General features: G+C 67.2%; 21 protein-coding genes. 19 read left to right on the forward strand and 2 right to left on the reverse strand.

Annotation, left to right across the window (positions count from 1 at the left end; genetic code table 11):
- Positions 1 to 873: 873 nt before the first annotated feature.
- Genes E0E39_RS16025 through E0E39_RS04430 form a run of 7 tightly spaced genes read left to right on the forward strand, consistent with a single transcriptional unit; the run spans position 874 to position 6,967 of the window.
- Positions 874 to 1,878 (forward strand): tetratricopeptide repeat protein, encoded by a 1,005-nt coding sequence (locus tag E0E39_RS16025; protein WP_207302415.1) that lies wholly within the window; start codon positions 874 to 876, stop codon positions 1,876 to 1,878.
- Positions 1,875 to 2,864, forward strand: coding sequence for an HAD-IIA family hydrolase (locus tag E0E39_RS04405; protein ID WP_130873658.1), 990 nt, complete (start codon positions 1,875 to 1,877; stop codon positions 2,862 to 2,864). The genes E0E39_RS16025 and E0E39_RS04405 overlap by 4 nt, the downstream gene beginning before the upstream one ends.
- Positions 2,861 to 3,070, forward strand: a complete 210-nt coding sequence (locus tag E0E39_RS04410; protein ID WP_130873659.1) for a hypothetical protein — start codon at positions 2,861 to 2,863, stop codon at positions 3,068 to 3,070. Before E0E39_RS04405 ends, E0E39_RS04410 begins: the two co-directional genes overlap by 4 nt.
- Complete coding sequence (locus tag E0E39_RS04415) at positions 3,067 to 3,804, forward strand: TlyA family RNA methyltransferase (protein ID WP_130873660.1); 738 nt, start codon at positions 3,067 to 3,069, stop codon at positions 3,802 to 3,804. Before E0E39_RS04410 ends, E0E39_RS04415 begins: the two co-directional genes overlap by 4 nt.
- Positions 3,804 to 4,697, forward strand: a complete 894-nt coding sequence (locus E0E39_RS04420; RefSeq protein WP_130873661.1) for an NAD kinase — start codon at positions 3,804 to 3,806, stop codon at positions 4,695 to 4,697. Before E0E39_RS04415 ends, E0E39_RS04420 begins: the two co-directional genes overlap by 1 nt.
- A gap of 2 nt (positions 4,698 to 4,699) precedes the next feature.
- Positions 4,700 to 6,391, forward strand: a complete 1,692-nt coding sequence (gene recN, locus E0E39_RS04425) for a DNA repair protein RecN (protein ID WP_130873662.1) — start codon at positions 4,700 to 4,702, stop codon at positions 6,389 to 6,391.
- Between the two features lie 6 nt (positions 6,392 to 6,397).
- Positions 6,398 to 6,967, forward strand: coding sequence for an isochorismatase family protein (locus E0E39_RS04430; RefSeq protein ID WP_130873663.1), 570 nt, complete (start codon positions 6,398 to 6,400; stop codon positions 6,965 to 6,967).
- Between the two features lie 85 nt (positions 6,968 to 7,052).
- On the opposite strand, the gene E0E39_RS15680 is transcribed toward E0E39_RS04430, so the two are convergent.
- On the reverse strand, positions 7,053 to 7,199 hold the full coding sequence (locus E0E39_RS15680) for a hypothetical protein (protein WP_165444631.1): 147 nt from the start codon (positions 7,197 to 7,199) through the stop codon (positions 7,053 to 7,055).
- 534 nt (positions 7,200 to 7,733) lie between these two features.
- On the opposite strand from E0E39_RS15680, the gene E0E39_RS04435 reads away from it, so the two are divergent.
- The 10 genes from E0E39_RS04435 (at position 7,734) to E0E39_RS04480 (ending at position 15,592) form a co-directional block, all read left to right on the forward strand.
- On the forward strand, positions 7,734 to 8,459 hold the full coding sequence (locus E0E39_RS04435) for a hypothetical protein (protein ID WP_130873664.1): 726 nt from the start codon (positions 7,734 to 7,736) through the stop codon (positions 8,457 to 8,459).
- Positions 8,460 to 8,478: 19 nt separating this feature from the next.
- Positions 8,479 to 9,411 carry an LCP family protein gene (locus E0E39_RS04440; protein ID WP_165444632.1) on the forward strand — a complete coding sequence of 311 codons (933 nt, stop codon included), beginning with the start codon at positions 8,479 to 8,481 and terminating at the stop codon, positions 9,409 to 9,411.
- 50 nt (positions 9,412 to 9,461) lie between these two features.
- Positions 9,462 to 10,088: an NUDIX domain-containing protein gene (locus E0E39_RS04445; RefSeq protein WP_130873666.1), complete on the forward strand. Its 627-nt coding sequence runs from the start codon at positions 9,462 to 9,464 to the stop codon at positions 10,086 to 10,088.
- Positions 10,089 to 11,000, forward strand: coding sequence for a site-specific tyrosine recombinase XerD (locus tag E0E39_RS04450; protein ID WP_130873667.1), 912 nt, complete (start codon positions 10,089 to 10,091; stop codon positions 10,998 to 11,000). It begins immediately after the preceding gene.
- Positions 11,001 to 11,138: 138 nt separating this feature from the next.
- Positions 11,139 to 12,047: a ParA family protein gene (locus tag E0E39_RS04455; RefSeq protein ID WP_425470701.1), complete on the forward strand. Its 909-nt coding sequence runs from the start codon at positions 11,139 to 11,141 to the stop codon at positions 12,045 to 12,047.
- Positions 12,044 to 12,415, forward strand: coding sequence for a hypothetical protein (locus E0E39_RS04460; RefSeq protein WP_130873669.1), 372 nt, complete (start codon positions 12,044 to 12,046; stop codon positions 12,413 to 12,415). Before E0E39_RS04455 ends, E0E39_RS04460 begins: the two co-directional genes overlap by 4 nt.
- Positions 12,412 to 13,236 (forward strand): segregation and condensation protein A, encoded by an 825-nt coding sequence (locus E0E39_RS04465; RefSeq protein WP_130873670.1) that lies wholly within the window; start codon positions 12,412 to 12,414, stop codon positions 13,234 to 13,236. The genes E0E39_RS04460 and E0E39_RS04465 overlap by 4 nt, the downstream gene beginning before the upstream one ends.
- A complete protein-coding gene (gene scpB, locus E0E39_RS04470) occupies positions 13,233 to 13,796 on the forward strand; it encodes an SMC-Scp complex subunit ScpB (RefSeq protein ID WP_130873671.1) in 564 nt (187 codons plus the stop codon). Before E0E39_RS04465 ends, scpB begins: the two co-directional genes overlap by 4 nt.
- The gene (locus E0E39_RS04475; protein ID WP_130873672.1) at positions 13,789 to 14,523 is read left to right on the forward strand and encodes a pseudouridine synthase; all 735 of its coding nucleotides are present in this window, start codon (positions 13,789 to 13,791) and stop codon (positions 14,521 to 14,523) included. The genes scpB and E0E39_RS04475 overlap by 8 nt, the downstream gene beginning before the upstream one ends.
- 37 nt (positions 14,524 to 14,560) lie before the next feature.
- The gene (locus E0E39_RS04480) at positions 14,561 to 15,592 is read left to right on the forward strand and encodes an FKBP-type peptidyl-prolyl cis-trans isomerase (protein ID WP_130873673.1); all 1,032 of its coding nucleotides are present in this window, start codon (positions 14,561 to 14,563) and stop codon (positions 15,590 to 15,592) included.
- Here the strand turns inward: E0E39_RS04480 and gluQRS are convergent.
- Positions 15,573 to 16,505, reverse strand: a complete 933-nt coding sequence (gluQRS, locus tag E0E39_RS04485; RefSeq protein WP_130873674.1) for a tRNA glutamyl-Q(34) synthetase GluQRS — start codon at positions 16,503 to 16,505, stop codon at positions 15,573 to 15,575. The genes E0E39_RS04480 and gluQRS overlap by 20 nt on opposite strands.
- A 65-nt stretch (positions 16,506 to 16,570) precedes the next feature.
- Between gluQRS and E0E39_RS04490 the strand changes: the two genes are divergently transcribed.
- Both E0E39_RS04490 and E0E39_RS04495 read left to right on the forward strand, forming a co-directional pair.
- Positions 16,571 to 17,497: a helix-turn-helix transcriptional regulator gene (locus E0E39_RS04490; RefSeq protein WP_130873675.1), complete on the forward strand. Its 927-nt coding sequence runs from the start codon at positions 16,571 to 16,573 to the stop codon at positions 17,495 to 17,497.
- Complete coding sequence (locus E0E39_RS04495) at positions 17,497 to 18,426, forward strand: helix-turn-helix transcriptional regulator (protein ID WP_130873676.1); 930 nt, start codon at positions 17,497 to 17,499, stop codon at positions 18,424 to 18,426. Before E0E39_RS04490 ends, E0E39_RS04495 begins: the two co-directional genes overlap by 1 nt.
- Positions 18,427 to 18,439: the final 13 nt, after the last annotated feature.

An 18,439-nucleotide genomic window follows, 5' to 3' on the forward strand; every position in this document is an offset into this window, starting at 1 on the left:
TACCTCAAGCTCTCGGGATGAACTTCCTGATAGCCCCAGTCTCGGCCATCTGAAACCGTGGCGAGTGTGCGGTCACATGGATCCCACTCAAGGCCTCGAGGAAGGATGGAGGATCCGGTTGACGGATTGACGGAATGGGTCTAAGCTGAATGAGCTTCAGTCGCTCTGAAGCAAATTCAGATCAAACTTGATCAGGCCTTGATTTGACGATCAAAGCAAGATCGGGTAAAGTTGATCAGGTCGCCAAACACATGGGTGGCTTCCGAATTTTGAGAACTCAACAGCGTGCTTTAAGTCAATGCCATTTTTTGGGGATGGACCATTTTTTGGTTTGTTTCTTGTTTTTTCCTTTGATTGATGGCCCCTGCAGTGTGTGCGTTTTGCGGAAGTTAAGCCTCCCAGCGCTGATGGTACTGCACACGCGAGTGTGTGGGAGAGTAAGACGCCGCCGGAACACCACCATCACAGCCCCCCGGGGAAACACACCACCCCCCCGGGGGCACACCCATATACGCGGACGTGAAGGTCCAGCTCTCGTGGTGCGAATTGATTTTTGGTGTCAGAACCCCACGAGGCGTGGTGAAAGTTGGGTTCCCCGGAGCGCTTTGGGAGAATCGGGTCATGGCTTTTGAAGGAAAATCCCCGAGGGGTGGTGCCCGGGGAGAGCACCACGGCCGGCGTCGAGGTTCTCGCGATCGACAGGACACCGCCAGATTCGGGGGCCGCGCCGGGGAAACCGGGCGCGGCGGCGGGGGGAGCGATCGCAAGCGACAGGAAGGTCGCGATCGAGCACCATGGCACCAAGGCGGACGGCGCGATGATCGTGGTTTGCGTCGCGGGGAGAAGCAAGGGGATGGGGCTTCTCACAGCACCTTGAGGAAGGGGCGTTTCAAGCAGGGGGAGGCGGATGAGAAGCGCGAGCTGCGCGCATACCGCGATGCCCGGGGCGGGCAGACGAACCGTCGTGACTCCGGCGGTAGGGGAAATCGCGAGGATGAGGAGCGACGCGTACCAAAACCGGGAACGGCTCCAGCGCAGAACGAACCTCCCACGCCCGAGAATTTTGACGAGACCCTGCTGCCCGCCAGTGTGCGTGCCGAGCTGAAAGGTCTGCCGAAGGACCTGGCAAGCACGGTGGGGGCACACATCCTGGCAGCAGGCGAGTTGGTGGACGTCGATCCCGAACTGGCCTATCGACATGCAGAGGCCGCGCGAAGGCGGGCCGGACGGTTGTCGGTGGTTCGGGAGGCCGCAGCTGAGACGGCTTACATGGCTGGGCACTACGACATCGCGCTGAGAGAGTTTCGAGCCATCAGACGGATGAACGGGGGGGATGAGCTCCTGCCTGTTCTCGCGGATTGTGAACGTGCCCTTGGAAGGCATCGTGAGGCACTCGATCTGCTCGCCACCCTGGATCCGGGAACGAAGAAGCTGGGGCTTCGCATCGAGTGCATTCTCGTCGAGGCGGGAGTGCGCAACGATCTCGGTCAGCGAGGTGAGGCATTGCGGCTGCTGAAAGCGGCGATATCCCATCAGATCGGCCCGAAAGCCGCGCAGGCTCGCCTGCGTTACGCCTACGCTGACCTGCTGGAGCGCGAAGGACGGGTTGACGCTGCCAGGGAATGGTTCGATTCGGCAGCTCGGCTGGATCCCGCGGGACAGCTCGATGTCGCGGAGCGGATCGCGGCTCTCGACGGGGTCACCCTACCCGAGGACTTCGAGCTGGTTTTCTCGGCCGAGGAAGATCCGGAGGCAGATGACGAGAAGACCGAAGTGGTTGACATGGAAGATGCGATCGAAACCCGAACGATCGACTTGGTCTCTCCGGAGGAAGAAATCGCCGAGGTTCTCGCGGACATCGATGGGAGCCGGGAGTGACGGCACTGATCTCGGATCATGACGCTGCCCTGTTCGATCTCGACGGAGTGATTTATCTCGGTCCGAATGCCATCGATGGGGTGACCGAATCGCTGGCGCAGCTGCGCGAGAGAGGAACCAGACTCGGTTTCGTCACCAACAACGCGGCCCGCACTCCGGCTGCCGTGGCCGAGCACCTTCGGGAGCTCGGGATCCGGGCGGATGACTCGGATGTGGTCAACTCGACCCAGGCCACGGTTCGCATGCTACGGGAGGAACTCCCGGCGGGGGCGAAGGTGTTGGTGGTCGGCACCGACGCGCTCGCATCCCAGCTCGCCGAAGGGGGGTTCGTGCCGGTCTCGACCCTGGAGGAGAACCCGGTGGCCGTGGTGCAGGGTTACCATCCGCAGCTTCCCTGGGGACTGTTGGAGCTCGGCGCCATCGCCATCCAGAAAGGCGCGGCGTGGTTTGCCACGAACCCGGACCAGACCCGCCCGACCGAGCGTGGAATTCTGCCAGGCTGCGGTGCCCAGGTCGATCTGATAGCGGAGTGTGTTGGTTTCCGGCCGCCGATGGCAGGCAAACCGTTTCGGCCGCTCCTCGACGAGACCGTGCTGCGTCTCGAGGCACAACACCCGATCTTCGTCGGCGACCGCATCGACACGGACATCGTCGGCGCGGGAAACGTCCGTATGGACTCGCTCTTCGTGTTCACGGGAGCGCACGGCAAGTACGACCTCGCCGAGGCCGACCCCATCGGTCGTCCCACCCACATCGGCTATGACATCTCGGCCCTGCTGGCGCCGGCCCGTGAGGCGGAGATCATCGGAAACGGGTTCCGCTGCGGGGCTGCGGAGGCATGGATGATAGATGGCAGGGTCGTCGCGGACGTCGTCCCGGGGGATATCGAAGGACAGCTCGATCTGCTGTGGTGCGTGCTGCACGCCATCTGGAGATTCAACGCCGATGGCACCGAACTGCTGGCGAAGCTGGACCTGTTGCGATGACCAGACCCACTCCTCGCGACGTCGCCCCGGGCGGTGCGCAACGCCTACAGGCCATAGAAGGAGCACTGGCAGGAATCGACGCCCTGGGGGAGCTGCCGGTCGACGAAGCTTTTGCTCGCCTGGAAGCGGCTCACCAGGTGCTCGCCGATGTCCTCAACCCTGGGCCGGGGCGGCGGGAAGAACCCGGACCCGGGACGATCCGGTGAGGTTGGACCGGGCCCTCGTCGCCCGCGGCCTGGCGCGTTCCCGTACCCAGGCCACCCGATTGGTGGCTGAGGGCCGGGTCAGGGTGGCCGGGACCGTTGCGCGGAAACCGGCGATGAACGTCAACGCCGTGACCGAGATTTCCGCCGATCCCGAGAAGTGGGTTTCCCGTGCGGCCCACAAGCTCCTGGGAGCGGTCGAGGAATCCGGAACCCTCTTGCACGGGCGCGTACTTGATGCAGGGGCATCGACCGGGGGATTCACACAGGTGGCGCTGGAGCACGGCGCGGAAGTGGTCTACGCCGTCGACGTCGGGCATCACCAACTGGCCGAGCCGATCCGTTCCGAATCACGTGTCCGGGTCCGGGAGGGGTTGAACCTGCGCGACCTCACCCTCGCCGATCTGGACGGCCAACCCGTCGACGTCGTGATCGGGGATGTCTCCTTCATCTCCCTGAAACTCCTGCTGCCATCGCTCCTCGGGATCCTTCACCCCAGGGGCGTCGCGCTTCTGCTGGTGAAGCCGCAGTTCGAGGTGGGGCGGGAACGTCTCGGCGCGGGCGGGGTGGTCCGTGAGCCCCGGCTGCGCGAGGAAACCGTGGAAGCCGTGGTTGAGGCCGCCGACGTCCTCGGGTGGGGCTGCGACTGGCGTGGCCCCAGCCGGTTGCCAGGGGCGGGCGGCAACCAGGAGTTCTTCATTCGATTGTGCTCGATTCGCGGTGCTCACTACCCTTGATGATCGTGGAAACCCGAACCGTTGCCGTGCTGCTGCACCCGGAACGTCCCGAAGCCCTGGATGCGGCAACGGCTTTCATGAGCCAGATGCCCGGTTTCAGGTTCCTGAGCTTTTCCGATGACGTGGATCGCCTGAGGGAACTCGTTCCCGGAGCGGACCCCGAGCCCATCGACGGGAAACCGGCGGAGCTGGCGGTCGTCTTCGGGGGGGATGGCACTCTTCTGCGGGCCGCGGAATGGGCCCAGCCCCTCGACGTTCCGCTACTGGGCGTCAACCTCGGGCACGTGGGTTTCCTGGCGGAGCTGGAAACCTCGGACCTCACATCGCTACCGCAGGCGGTGATCGACGGGCGCTACGAAACCGAGCAGCGCCTGGTCCTGCGGGTCGAGGTGGCCAACGCATCCGGGAGGATCCTGTGGTCCTCGTTCGCCGTCAACGAGGTGTCGCTGGAGAAACTGATGCGGGAGAAGATGCTGAACGTCCTCGTGCACGTCGACGCCCATCCGCTCTCCCGGTGGGGATGTGACGGGGTGTTGGTGGCCACGCCCACCGGATCCACCGCCTACGCGTTTTCGGGCGGCGGACCCGTCGTGTGGCCCGAGGTGCAGGCGATGCTGCTGGTGCCGCTGTCCGCCCATGCCCTGTTCAACAGGCCCATGGTGCTCTCCCCTGACTCGCACGTCTCCCTCGAGCTGGGCGGTCCCGTACCGCAGGGCATCATCTGGTGCGACGGCAGGCGCAGCTTCGAGGTGGGGCCCGGGCAGCGGGTGGCGATCAGGGCCAGCGGGCATCCGCTGCGCCTGGCGCGGCTCTCCGAGCAGCCGTTCACGACGAGGCTGGTGCGGAAGTTCAAGCTGCCGATCGACGGCTGGCGGCGCCCACCCCGGAGGTGAACATGCTGACAGAGCTTCGTTTGAACTCGCTCGGGGTGGTGGCGGAGGCCGTCCTGCCGCTGGGGCCCGGGCTCACCGCCCTGACGGGAGAAACCGGTGCCGGCAAGACGATGATCGTCGCGGGACTCGGCCTGCTGCTGGGGGCCAGGGCCGACGCGTCGCTGGTCAGGAACGGGCAGGACAGGGCGCTCGTGCAGGGGCGTTGGGAGGTCGGTGAAGACACGGCCGAGGCGGTCGAGGCCCTCGGGGGTGACCTCGACGACGGGGTGGAGCTCGTCACCCTCCGGCGGATCTCCTCCCAGGGACGTTCCCGCGCCACGATCGGTGGGGCGCAGGTCCCCGTCTCCACCGTGGCCGATCTGCTTGCCGACCTGGCAACGATCCACGGCCAGTCCGAACAGACCCGGCTCTCCACCCCGGAGAGGCAGAGGGAGCTGCTCGACGCTTTCGCGGTACCGGCGGCGCTGGAGGACTACCGCCGGGACTTCGCCGAGCACCGCCGGATCACCGAGGAGCTCGCGGAGCTCGAGGCCGAGGCGATGAACCGGGCACGGGAGATCGATGTGCTGCGTTTCGGGCTGGAGGAGATCGCGGCCATCAACCCCCGGGAGGGGGAGGACGAGGCCTTGGCCGCGGAGGCGGTGCGCCTGGCCGACGCGGACGACCTCAAGGCCCTGGCGATGACCGCGCGGATCGCGTTGAGCGGATCGGAGGAGGATCTCGACGCCCCCAACGTGCTCGGGCTGCTCGGGGCCGCACGCAAGGCCCTCGCGGCGCTCGCCGAACGCGACCCGGACGCCACGGACCTGGCGCGGCGCCTCGCCGAGACTAACTACCTGCTCACGGACCTCGCCCAGGACGTTGCCGGCCATGCCGAGGACCTCGTCGCCGACCCGCTCAGGCAGGAGGCCGTCGCCGATCGCCGCGGCCAGCTCGCGACCCTGACCCGCAAGTACGGCAACGACGTCGCGGAGGTGCTCGAATGGGCGGGGCGGGCAACCGAGCGGCTGGCCGAACTCGACGGGGCCGACGACCGGATCGAGGAGCTGCGGGAAAGGGCCGCTGTTCTCGACGAGGCCCTCGACGCCGCGGCGGACGGGATCTCCCGGGACCGCAGGGAAGCGGCCAGCAGGTTGGCGGAACTCGCATCCTCCGAGCTGAAGGCCCTGGCGATGCCACACGCCAGGCTGGAGTTCGCCGTCACGAAGGCCCCGCGCGGCCCCCACGGCGCGGACCGGGTCGAGCTGGTGTTCACCGCCAACCCCGGTTCCGCCCCGGGCCCGCTGGGAAAGGTCGCATCCGGTGGGGAACTCTCCCGCGTCCGACTGGCGCTCGAGGTGGTGCTCGCGGGCCAGTCCCCGGGACACACCTTCGTCTTCGACGAGGTGGACGCAGGGGTCGGCGGTGCCGTCGGCCTGGAGATCGGCAGGAGACTCAAAAAGCTGGCCGCGGACGGCCAGGTGATCGTGGTGACCCACCTGGCGCAGGTGGCGGCGTTCGCCGATCAGCACTTCGTGATCGCCAAATCCAGCGACGGGCAGGTCACGACCTCGGACGTCACCCCCCTCGGTGAGGGGGAACGCGCCGCCGAACTGGCCCGGATGATGAGCGGCAGCGGGGACTCCGAGGCCGGGCTGAGGCACGCGGAGGAACTGATCAGGAGCGCACGCGCCGGATGCAGCCGGATAGGATGAGCAGGCATGAGCCGCGCACTGATCGTCGTCGACGTCCAACGTGATTTCTGCGAGGGAGGGGCCCTCGCCGTGGCCGGTGGTGCGGCGGTGGCCGGGGGAATCAACCGGCTGCTGTCGGGGGATCACGGCTACGACGTGGTGGTCGCCACCCGGGACCACCACGTGGATCCGGGCGGGCATTTCAGCGAATCCCCGGACTTCAAGGACTCCTGGCCCCCGCACTGCGTCGCCGGTACGCCCGGTGCGCAGCAGCATCCCGCGTTGGTCTTCACGGGGTGGGACGGCCTGTTCCTGAAGGGGCGCAACGAGGCAGCCTACTCCGGTTTCGAGGGAACCGACGAGGCCACCGGTGAACCCCTGGCGGATTTCCTGAGGAAACGCGGCGTGACCGAGGTCGATGTCTGCGGAATAGCCACCGACCACTGCGTCAACGCCACCGCACGTGACGCCGCCGCTGCTGGTTTCGGAACCACCGTGTTGATCGACCTGACTGCCGCGGTACGCCCTGAGGTCGTGGCGGATCTGATGAAGGAATGGGCTGACGCCGGTCTGCGGGTGCGTGAGGCCATGCCGTGACGGTGAAACGATGCGTCACGACAACGGAACCGAAATTGGCAAGGAGGGGTTTTCCTCAGAGCGAAAAGCTGAACCGGGTCGAAGGTCAGGACTTTTGCTGATTGGTCTGCACGATCCAGCGGTGGTTGGCGGAAAGAAAATGCGCGGACAAATTCGGTGCACACAGCCCCGTGAGACGTAGCAGGACGAAAATCGGTTCTCCCGACATCGAGAATGTGGCATTGTTCTTCACCCGGGAATCATGTGGATCAGCGGACAGCATCCTTGCCGAGGCCGGTGCGGAGAAGGGCCCCGGCGCCACTGTCGCTCGCTCCGAACGCGTGTGCCAACCGAACCCTCCCGGCGCCGAACCTCATCCGGTGCAGTCCCGCCGGGGCCTTCGGAAGGTGAAACACGGCCGTTTCGGTGATCCACTGGGCATGTCACCCGCAGATCCAGTGCTTCCTCGTTCCATGACCCGGTCACCCGCCACCGCGATGTTCCTCCTCGCCCATGCGTCTCCGCCCTCTCGCGGGTGGCGACACGATTGCTTCTCGCAGCGTCCGGTGACCCACATCAGGCAGCCGGACACGCCTCCGACAACGATTCCCCGGGCATGGACGAACCGGCTTCGACATCCCTGCTTCCACGATGTGAACGGATCCGCGCCTGTGGAGTCGAAAGGGCTCCATCCGGGGAAGCCTCTGGGCTATCCAGACGGGCTCGTGATGGTATAGCGTAACTCTTGTGCGTGGCATCGGGCTGCGCGAAACAGAGGGGAAGATAAATGAAGAAGCGTGTCCTTGCAGGGGCAGCTGCCCTGGCTCTGGGATTCGCCGGTATCACCGGTGTCAACCAGGCCTCCGCCGATGAAGGTGCCGCACCTTCGCTGACGGTTCGGGCCGTCAACACCGCCCAGGGCGATGCCTCGGCCTACCTCGTGGCGAAGTGCCCCGAGCACACCGCGAAGGCGGTCATCAAGGTTGGTGACGTGAAGACCGAGACCATCAACCTGAAGAATCAGCCGTCCGATTTCGGGTACATGATCACCAGCACCCAGGGGCAGGCCCCGACGTCGCTGACCTGTTTCGACTACCAGGATCAGTCCACCAACACCACCATCACCGTTGACCTGACCAAGGCCGTCGGTCCGCAGGTCACCGTCACCGGCGACGGGGTGGCGCGCAAGGCCGCTCCCGGCGGGAACATCACGGTTGGTGCCACCGGCTTTGCCGCCGGCCAGGAACTCGACTTCACGCTCTACTCGAAGCCTTACCCGCTCGGCAAGGCCACCGCTTCCGCCGACGGTTCCGCCCAGCTGAGCGCGGTCGTCAGCAGCGACGTGATCCCCGGCAGCAGCCACTACGTCGTCGTCAAGAGCGACAAGGATGAGATCGGCCTGGCCAACGTCGCGATCGTCAACAAGGACGACCTGAAGAAGGGTCAGCCCGGAGACAACGGCGGGCAGCAGAAGGGCAAGCCCGGTCTGCCTCGTACCGGTGCCGCAGCCTGAATCGACCAAGGACCGCCCCGTGCCGGAAGGCCCGGGGCGGTTTGCCGTTCCCGGGTGGATCTGGACACCCGGGGTGCTGATCCTCGCGGTCGTGGTCGGTCTGGTCACCGCGGGGTCATTGCTGAACGCCCGCGCGAACCGTCTGGACGCGAGGCTCCACGCATCGCGGGGAGAGGGACGCACACTCCTGGTGGTCGGCATCGACGACCGCTCCCTGGCGCCCGAGGGCACCACCGACTTCGGTGAACTTGGCGACGAACACGGCGCCAGGGCCGATCTGATCCTGGCCCTGCACCGGAGAGGAGGGGAGATCCGCGCCGCGAGCATTCCCCGAGACCTCGTCGTCGAGGTCGCCCCCAACGAGTACGACCGCCTGGCCACCAGCTGGCTGCGCGGCCCACAGGCCTTCGTCGACGGTCTGTGCCGTAGCCTCTCTATGCCCGTGGATCACCTGGCCGTGGTGAACCTGCGTGGATTCGTCACCCTCGTCGACGCGGTCGGGGGAGTGGACGTCACCCTGGAGCATCCGCTGCGGGACGAACACGCCCACATTGACCTGCCGGCGGGAGCCCAGCGACTCGACGGACGCACGGCGCTCGGTTTCGTGCGCAGCAGGCAGGGAGAAATCCTCGTCGACGGCGACTGGACCGCCGATCCCGAGGGTGCGGCCGGACGGCAGCGGCGCGGCAGCGAGGTGTTCCGGGCCCTGCTGGCGAGGCTGCCACGCAACCCCGTGACCCTCTACTCCCTGGCCTGGGAGACGTTGCCGGAAACCTCCCTCAGCGACGGCACATCCCTGCTCGACCTGGCCGGGTTCCGCGACCTGCCGGGTGACTTCACCGGCATTCCGGTCGAGGGCGGCAAGGATGCCGACGACTGGGTTGCCACCGCCAACGACGAGACCCGCGCCGCCCTCGCCGAAACCGGGCTGGCCGGTGGTTGTAGCGTCTGATGGGGTGCTGGATGACGACGCCGCGCAAGGGCGGCAGCTAGGAGGAGCGGATGAGCTGGGATCGACCCGTCGCGTGGGAGGTCAGGAAGCGAACCGAACTGGGAAGAGGACGCGTTTCCACGTTCGTCGACGAGACCATAACCACCCCCTCCGGGGAGGTCATCACACGCCAGTACCTGACCCACCCCGGCGCGGTGGCGGTGGTCTGCTGGGACGAGGAACACGACACCATCGCGGTGGTGCGTCAGTACCGGCACCCCGTGAGATACGAACTGGTGGAGATCCCGGCCGGGCTGCTCGACATGGACGGCGAGGACCACGTGACGGCGGCGCGGCGGGAGCTCGCGGAGGAGGCAGAGCTGGCCGCCGGGCGCTGGAACGTGCTGGTGGACATCACCACCACCCCGGGGGCCTGCGAGGAATCGCTGCGGATCTACCTGGCCCGCGACCCCCGGGAGGCCTCCCGCCCGGACGGGTTCGTCCTGGAGGGTGAGGAGGCGCACATGCGCTTCGAATGGGTGCCGCGCGCGGACCTGGTGCCGGCGGTGCTGGCGGGGCAGTGCCAGTCCCCGACGCTGGTGGCGGGAATCCTGGCCCTCGAAACCGCCAGGCTGTCCGGCCGCATCGACCAGCTGCGCCCCGCCGATGCGCCCTGGCCGATCAGGGCCGGTCGCTGAGTGAGCGCCGCCGAGGACGCGCTGGAGCAGTACCTGGCACACGTGCGCGTGGAACGGGGGTTGCGGGCCAACACCGTGGCCGCCTACCGCCGTGACCTGGAACGCTACCTCGCCTTCCTCGCGGACCGCGGCGTGACCGACCTCGGGGAGGTGAGTTCCGTGGAGATCAGCGAACACGTCCGCGAACTGGCCGTGAAACTCAAGGGGGCCTCGGTGGCGCGGGCCCTCGTCAGCGTGCGGAACCTCCATGCCTTCGCCCACGAGGAAAAAATGACCTCCGGCAACCCCGCCGCCGAGATCCAGGTTCCCAAACAGGGGAAACGACTCCCCAAGGCCCTCAGCGTCACCGAGATCGAGAAACTGCTGGCTGCCTCCGACCGGGAGGATCCCATTGGTTTGCGGGACGCCACCCTGCTGGAGCTGCTCTACGGCACGGGCGCCCGGATCTCGGAGATCACGGGCCTCGACGTCGACGACGCAACCGCGGCCATGGCGGACGAGGGCACGGGCCTGAGGCTCAGGGGAAAGGGCGGGAAGGAACGGGTGGTTCCCCTCGGCAGCTTCGCGCGGGAGGTCCTCGACGCCTACCTGGTGCGGGCCCGCCCCGGACTCGCGGCCAAGGGTGACGGCGGGGGAGCGCTGCTGCTGAACACCCTCGGGAGGCGCCTGTCGCGCAACTCGGCGTTCACCGTCGTCTCCAGATGCGCCAGGGCCGCGGGAATCGAGACGGAGGTCTCGCCCCACTCGCTGCGGCACAGCTACGCCACCCACCTCCTCGAGGGCGGCGCCGACGTGCGGGTGGTTCAGGAACTGCTCGGGCACGCATCGGTGGCCACCACCCAGATCTACACCCTCGTGACCGTGGATCGTCTCCGCGAGGTCTACCTGGAGGCCCATCCAAGGGCGAGGTGAGGAAGGAGCGTGAGCCGGGGAAGCCCGGTGTCGGTGCGGCCAGCCGGATGACCGAATCCCGTATTCGTGCACCGACGCGGCCTCCGAAACGCGAGCGCGACAGGCGCGACCTCGTTAGGATGGACTTGTCGACATTTAATAGGAGGCGAAGTGGCCGACAAACTGTTCAAGGTCCCCGATGCGCCCGCTGAGTCAACCCTTCCCGAGGAACTCGGACCAACGGGGCGGCCCGTGCCCGATCTACCCGTGCCCACGCCCCCCGCGCCCGGCCGGGACATGCACGCCACCATCATCTCGATGTGCAACCAGAAGGGCGGGGTCGGGAAGACCACCACCACCATCAACCTGGGAGCCGCGCTGGTGGAGCTCGGCCACAAGGTGCTGCTGGTCGACTTCGACCCGCAGGGATCGCTGTCCGTCGGCCTCGGCGTCAATCCCCACACCCTGGAACGCAGCGTCTACAACCTCCTGCTCTCCCGTGAGTACACGGCGGACGAGGTGATCCAACCCACATCCATCGAGGGGATGGACATCCTCCCCAGCAACATCGACCTGTCCGCCGCCGAGGTGCAGCTCGTCAGCGAGGTGGCGCGTGAACAGACCCTCAGCCGGCTGCTGGAACCGTTGCGCGGCGAGTACGACTTCATCCTCGTCGACTGCGCACCCAGCCTCGGGCTGTTGACCATCAACGCCCTGACCGCCAGCGACTACGTCATCATGCCGTTGGAGTGCGAGTTCTTCGCCCTGCGTGGTATCGCGTTGCTGACCGACACCATCTCCAAGGTGTCCGACCGCCTCAACCCGAACCTGAAGATCCTCGGCATCCTCGGCACCATGTACGACGGGCGGACCCTCCACTCCCGCGAGGTGTTGGAACGAGTCGTCCAGGCCTTTGGCGACGATGTCTTCCACACGGTCATCCGACGCACCGTGAAGTTTCCCGAGACCACCGTCGCCGGTGAACCCATCACCACCTACGCGTCCGCTTCCAAGGGTGCCGACGCCTACCGGATGCTCGCCCGAGAGGTGTTGAGGAAGTGCCGGTGAACAAGAGGGCGAGTCTGCCCGGGGCGAGTGAGCTGTTCCGCCCCACCAAGGCCCCGGGGCCGGTGACTCCTGCGACGCCGACACCGCACCAGGAACCGGAAAGATCCGAGAAACCCACGCAGCCGGAGCAGCAGAAGCCGACCCGGCCCGTGGCCACGGGCCGGGTCAAGCACGATCAGAAGATCACGGTCTACTTCTCCTCCGAGGAACTGTTCGCGTTGGAGGATGCCACACTGGAGCTGAAACGGCGGCACGGCATCAACCTCGACCGAGGGCGTCTCGTGCGCACCGCCGTTGCCCTCGCGCTGCTCGATCTGGCGGAGAACGGTGCCGATTCGGCGGTGGTCACGGAGCTCAATCGAAAGTGAGGCGACGACCTCGCACCCGCGCCGAGGAGACACCACAGGCCACCCCGGGGTTCGACGTCCACCTGGAGAACTTCGAGGGGCCGTTCGACCTGTTGCTCCAGCTCATCTCCCGCCGCGAACTGGACGTCACCCGGGTGGCGCTGAGCCAGGTCACCGACGAGTTCATCGCCCATGTCCGCGCCGCCGGCGATGCCCTGGGACTGGAACGGACCAGCTCCTTCCTGGTGGTGGCCGCCACCCTCCTGGATCTGAAGGCCGCCCGGCTGCTGCCGGGCGGTGAGGTGACCGATCCCGAGGACCTGGCGGCCCTGGAGGCCCGGGATCTGCTGTTCGCCCGGCTGCTCCAGTACCGGGCCTTCAAGCAGCTGGCCGCCTGGGTGGAGGGAAACATAGCCGTGGCGGGGCGCCAGCACTGGCGCCCCGGCGGTTTGGAGGAACGATTCCGTGGCGTCCTGGTGCAGATAGAGCTGCCGATCGGACCCGAGGACCTGGCCCGGCTGGCAGCCCGGGCGTTGACGCCGAAACCGGCACCCGTGGTGCAGCTCGCCCACCTCCACGGCAGTCGTGTCAGCGTCGTGGAACAGACCGGGATCGTCGCGGAGCTGCTGGCCGAGAAGGGGCAGCTCACCTTCCGGTCCTTGGTTGCTGGTTGTGACCGGTTGACCACCGTCGTGCGATTCCTCGCGATTCTCGAGCTTTTCCGCGCCGGACTTGTCAGTTTCGAACAGGTCAACCCTCTTTCGGAGCTCAGCATCCGCTGGTCGGGGGGAACAACCACGGGAATCATCGTGGACGAGTACGAGGCCAAGGAGGAGACGTGAGCATCACCCGGGCCGTCGAGGCACTGTTGATCATGGCAACCGAACCCGTTCGGGCAACTGATCTGGCAGCCCAACTGGGTGCACCGGAACACGAGGTGGTCGGGGAGCTGGAACAACTGGCCCGGTTCTACCGGGACACCGAGCGGGGCTTCGAGCTGCGTCGCGTCGCAGGGGGCTGGCGCCTGGCGACCGCCCCGGATCTCGCCGAGGTGCTGGAGGCCGCGGTGGTTGCGGAAACCCGGGCCCGGCTCAGCCAGGCGGCCCTGGAAACCCTGGCCGTCATCGCCTACCTCCAGCCGGTGACCCGTGGCCGGGTATCCGGGGTGCGGGGCGTGGGCGTCGACGGTGTCGTCCGGACCCTGCTGGCCCATGGTCTGATCACCGAGGCGGGGGAGGAGCCGAACGGGGCCACGACCTTCGCCACCACATCGTTGTTCCTGCAGAAACTCGGACTCGACTCGCTGGACGAACTACCGGACTTGGCGCCGCTGCTGCCCGACGCCGTAGCCTTGGAGGCCGAACTTCGAGCAGCGTCGGGAATCGAGGAGCAACATGACTGAGCCGGAGGGCATCCGCCTGCAGAAGGTACTGGCGGCGGCCGGGGTGGCCTCCCGCAGGGCCAGCGAGATCCTGATCTCCGAGGGCCGCGTCGAGGTCAACGGCACGGTGGTTTCCGAGCAGGGACGTCGGGTGGATCCGGAACGTGACACAATCCGGGTCGACGGAGCCCGCATTCCGCCGCCACGCAGGCATCGCTACCTGGTGCTGAACAAACCACGCGGGGTGGTCTCCACCATGGATGACCCGGAGGGCAGGCGAACCCTGGCGGATTACCTGCCCCGGAAATCGGAACGACTCTTCCACGTCGGGCGTCTCGACACCGACACCGAGGGTCTGATCCTGCTGACCAACGACGGCGAGTTCGCACATCGCCTCTCCCACCCCAGTTTCGAGGTTCCGAAGACCTACGTGGCGGAGGTCGCCGGTGTCGTGGACCAGCGCACCATCCAGCGCCTGGAGAAGGGGCTGCGACTCGAGGACGGTCCTGTCAGACCCGATCGGGTCAAACTGCTCTCACGCGGCGAGTCGCGTTCACTGCTGGCGATCACCCTCCACGAGGGCCGCAACCGCATCGTCAGGCGCATGATGGATTCCGTGGGCCATCCGGTGGATCGGCTGGCGCGCACCGGCATCGGTCCCGTCAGGCTCGGTCGGCTCGCGATCGGGACCACCCGAGAACTGACCCGCGAGGAGCTGGGGGCGCTGCTCGACCTGGCGGGCATGTAACGGAGCGTTGCAATCGCTCTGGGGTAACATCTGCTGGGTGCGTTTGAGTGAAGTGATGACCCGAGCGCGGCTGGTCCTCGCGGCCGCCGCGCTGCCCGCGCTGGTCCTGACGGCCTGCTCCGGCGAACCGACCGCCGACCCCTCCGGTGGGAGCACGGATACCGCGACAGCAGCCGCCGAAACCCCAGGTGAGGCCGCATCGTCCCCGGCGCCGCTTCCCACGGGAAGCATCACCCCTTCTGAGAACCTCGACGCCATCGCCGTCTCCGACGCCGATGTGCCCGAGATCACGGTTCCAGCGCCGTGGGCCATCAGCAGCACCCAGACGAAGGTGCTGCGCGACAGCAGCAACCCCCAGGTCGTGGGCGCGGAAGCCAAGGTCACCGTCAACTACGTCGGTGTCAACGGGCGCACCGGGACCGTGTTCGACAGCTCCTTCCAGAGAGGAAAGGAAGCCACGTTCTCGATGGGCAAAGGGGTCATCACCGGTTTCAAGAACGGCCTCACCGGGCAGAAGGTCGGCTCCAGGGTTCTGATCGGCATGACCGGTGCCGATGGCTACGCCCAGGGCAATCCCCAGGCCGGCATCGAGGCGGGTGATTCCTTGGTGTTCGTCGTCGACATCATCGCCGCATCCTACGACGAGGCGACGGGCGAGGCCGTGACTCCCGCTGCGGGGCTGCCCACGGTGACCATGACCGACGGTAAGCCGGAGTTGACGCTCCCGCAGGGAGGTATCAACGCCGATCAGCTGGTGGTGCAGCCACTCATCAAGGGTCCCGGCGCGGAGATCACGGCCGACTCCAGCATCACGGTGAAGTACCGGGTCTGGGGGGCGAAATCCGGGAAGCTGATCCAAGAAGGCTGGCAGCCCCAGACAGGGAAGCTCTCGGCCCTCATCAACGGCTGGAAGACGGGCCTGCTGGGGCAGACCGCGGGGTCACGGGTGATGCTCATCGTGCCCGCCGCGGACTCGTATCCCAACGGCGAGCCCAGCAAGGGACTCGAGGCCGGTGAGGGTGTCGTCTACGTGATTGACGTCCTGGACGTCAACGCCGCCGCGTCGTAGCAGAGCTGACGAAACCGTTCCCCGTCCATGTGACGGGGGCGCAGAAGGCATCGGGAAGGGACGGCGGCATCGCGTCCAAGGCCTCTTCCGCCGTCTCGTGGCGTCCGAGCCCGAGCGAGTCCGTCAGCTCGGCCACGACCTCGGGGATGCGCCAGCCCCGGGCGAGCAGGTCGGCCAGGGTGACCGCCCCGTCGCGTTTCGCCAAGCGTTTCCCGTCGGAGTTGGTGACCAGCCCGATGTGCTCGTAGCTCGGAGGGCAGCCACCCAGCAGGGTCGCGAGCCAGGCCTGGCGGGGCGCCGAACCGAGAAGATCGGCGCCGCGGGTGATCCGGGTCACCCCTTGGTGCAGGTCGTCGACCACGGCCGCGAAATTGTACGCGGGCACCCCGTCACCGCGGACCAGCACGAAATCGTCGACGACACCGGTCACCTCGCCCGCGAAACGATCGACCACGGTGAACCGGGCACCCTCGGCGCGGATACGGATCGCGGCCGGGCGCTGCTGCCTGCGCCGCGCCCGTTCCGCGGCGGAGAGCCGCGCGCAGGTCCCCGGATAGGGACGATGACCGTCGTCGTGCGGGGCGGACGCGGCCTGCTCGATCTCCCTGCGCGTGCAGAAACACTCGTAGGTGCGGTCCCGCAGCCGCGTGAGGGCCTCTCGGTAGGCGTCCAAACGTTCGGACTGGGTCACGATCTCGCCGTCCCAGGTCATTCCCAGCCTCCGGAGGTCCGACAGTTGCCGTGCAGCGGCCCCGCCTGCCGCTCTCACCCGGGGCGCGTCGAGGTCCTCGACGCGCAGCAGCCACTTCCCCTTCTCCCCGCGGGTCAGCAGCCACCCGGCGAGCGCGGTGCGCAGATTTCCGAGGTGCAGATCGGAGGTCGGGGAGGGAGCGTAACGGTCGACGATCGGCATACCCCCATTGTTGCGGGACCCAGTCCCCGGTACCCTCTAACCCACCAGCTCACCAGGGAGATGAGATGTCGGCAAGCAAATCGGAGCGGCTGCTGAACCTGCTGATCATGCTGCTCAGCACGCGGGACTGGGTGGGGCGCGATCGCATCCGGCAGGTCATCGAGGGATATCGCGGTTTGGACGATCGGAACTTCGACCGCACTTTTGAGCGGGACAAGGCCGAGCTGCGAAACATCGGGGTTCCGCTGGAAACAGGAAGCCATGGTCCTGATGGAGGCGAACCCGGCTACCGGGTGGATCGTTCCGCATTCGAGCTGCCACCCATCTCCTTCACCGCGGATGAACTGGCTGCCCTGGGTGCCGCCGCCCGCGTGTGGCAGGACAGCGTCGCCGCCGAGGACACCCGGGTGGCGCTCGCCACGCTGCGGGCAGCCGGAGCCGATCCGGACGCCGCCAGGCTGTTGACCCTGCAACCGCAGCTCACATCGGTCGACGGACTCGACGTGTGGTGGGAGGCGCTGCGGGATCGTCGTGAGGTGCGTTTCGGGTATCGCAACGAACTCCGCAGGCTCCAGCCGTGGCGGATCGTGCAGCATCGCGGGCACTGGTACGTGGTCGGGTTCGACCTCGACCGTGCGGAGAAACGCCACTTCAAGCTGTCCCGGCTCACGGCACCACCACGGGCGGTAGGGGAAAGCGCCTCCTACGAACCGCCGGAGGACGTGACCGTCGAGTTCACCTCGTTGGAGCAGCGTCCCGCGGCCCGGGTCGCCCTGCGCCCCGGGTACGGACACGACCTGGCCCGCAACGCTCGACCGGCCACGCCGATGGCCGGTGACCCGGAGGGCTTCGAGGTCCACGAGCTGCCGTTGACACCGGTTCTCGTCGGAGAGATCTGCGCGTTGGGGGCGGACGCCATCGCCCTGGCACCGGAGGAGCTGGTGGACGACGTGGTGGCCCGGCTCCGGGCGGTCGCGGGGAGGTGCGCGTGATGAGATCGACGGATCAGGTCCGACGCCTCATCCAGTTGGTGCCCTATCTCACCCGGCACCCGGGAGTGACGGTCACCGAGGTCGCCCACGACTTCCACACAACCCCGGCAGCGATCCTGCGGGACCTGGAGGTGATCCAGTTCTGTGGGCTGCCCGGGGGGCTGACCGATGATCTCTTCGACGTCGACATCGAGGGGGCCCGGGCCGACGGGGAGATCTACCTGTACAACTCCGACGTGCTGGCCCGCCCCATGACCCTGACCGCGGTCCAGGCGGCGAGTCTCATGGTGGCCCTGGGAGCTCTCGTCGAGCTCGGATCCGACGCGGCCGCGAGCGCCCGGACGAAGCTCAGCGAGGCATGCGGGCAGGCGGGAACAGGGATCGAGGTCACCCTGACCGCGGGCGACGAGGAAATCCGCCACTCCCTGACCCGGGCCTGCGAGGAACGCCGGGTCGTACGGATCGAACACGAGGGGACCGGGGGACAGGCCGTCGTGGAGGTGGAACCCGCCCGCCTGCGGGTGGTGGACGGCACCACCTACCTCGACGCGTGGTCCCGGCTCCGGGGGGCCTGGCGCAGTTTTCGCATGGACCGGATCCGAGCCGTGGTGGTGAGTGAGGAGACCTCTCCGCAGCGGGACGGTCTGGAAGAGGCCACGGGCTCCTGGTTCGCCGATTCCGAACGTCGGGTGGAGTTGTCCCTGGGGCCCGGTGCTGCCTGGGTTCCCGAGTACTACCCGACCCATTCGGTCGAGTCCGACGTGACCGGTCTGAAGGTGGTGCTTCCCGTCGGCAGCCGTGACTGGTTGGTGTCCTTGCTGCTGCGCCTCGGGGAGGATGTCGTGATCGTCAGTGACGGCGAGGCCGTGACGGAGGCCGCGGAACGAGCCCGGGAGGCCTTGCGCGCATATGAATCTCCGAAGACCTGACTGAACCTGGACG

It is taken from the genome of [Pseudopropionibacterium] massiliense (assembly GCF_900607225.1).
Taxonomy (GTDB): domain Bacteria; phylum Actinomycetota; class Actinomycetes; order Propionibacteriales; family Propionibacteriaceae; genus Arachnia; species Arachnia massiliensis.

What these genes read in the sequence shown, in the direction of transcription:
- E0E39_RS04410 (WP_130873659.1), top strand. Translation starts at nt 2,861, where the DNA reads ATGACCAGACCCACTCCTCGCGACGTCGCCCCGGGCGGTGCGCAACGC.
- E0E39_RS04420 (WP_130873661.1), top strand. Translation starts at nt 3,804, where the DNA reads ATGATCGTGGAAACCCGAACCGTTGCCGTGCTGCTGCACCCGGAACGT.
- recN (WP_130873662.1), top strand. Translation starts at nt 4,700, where the DNA reads ATGCTGACAGAGCTTCGTTTGAACTCGCTCGGGGTGGTGGCGGAGGCC.
- E0E39_RS04430 (WP_130873663.1), top strand. Translation starts at nt 6,398, where the DNA reads ATGAGCCGCGCACTGATCGTCGTCGACGTCCAACGTGATTTCTGCGAG.
- E0E39_RS04435 (WP_130873664.1), top strand. Translation starts at nt 7,734, where the DNA reads ATGAAGAAGCGTGTCCTTGCAGGGGCAGCTGCCCTGGCTCTGGGATTC.
- E0E39_RS04445 (WP_130873666.1), top strand. Translation starts at nt 9,462, where the DNA reads ATGAGCTGGGATCGACCCGTCGCGTGGGAGGTCAGGAAGCGAACCGAA.
- E0E39_RS04475 (WP_130873672.1), top strand. Translation starts at nt 13,789, where the DNA reads ATGACTGAGCCGGAGGGCATCCGCCTGCAGAAGGTACTGGCGGCGGCC.
- gluQRS (WP_130873674.1), bottom strand. Translation starts at nt 16,505, where the DNA reads ATGCCGATCGTCGACCGTTACGCTCCCTCCCCGACCTCCGATCTGCAC.
- E0E39_RS04490 (WP_130873675.1), top strand. Translation starts at nt 16,571, where the DNA reads ATGTCGGCAAGCAAATCGGAGCGGCTGCTGAACCTGCTGATCATGCTG.
- E0E39_RS04495 (WP_130873676.1), top strand. Translation starts at nt 17,497, where the DNA reads ATGAGATCGACGGATCAGGTCCGACGCCTCATCCAGTTGGTGCCCTAT.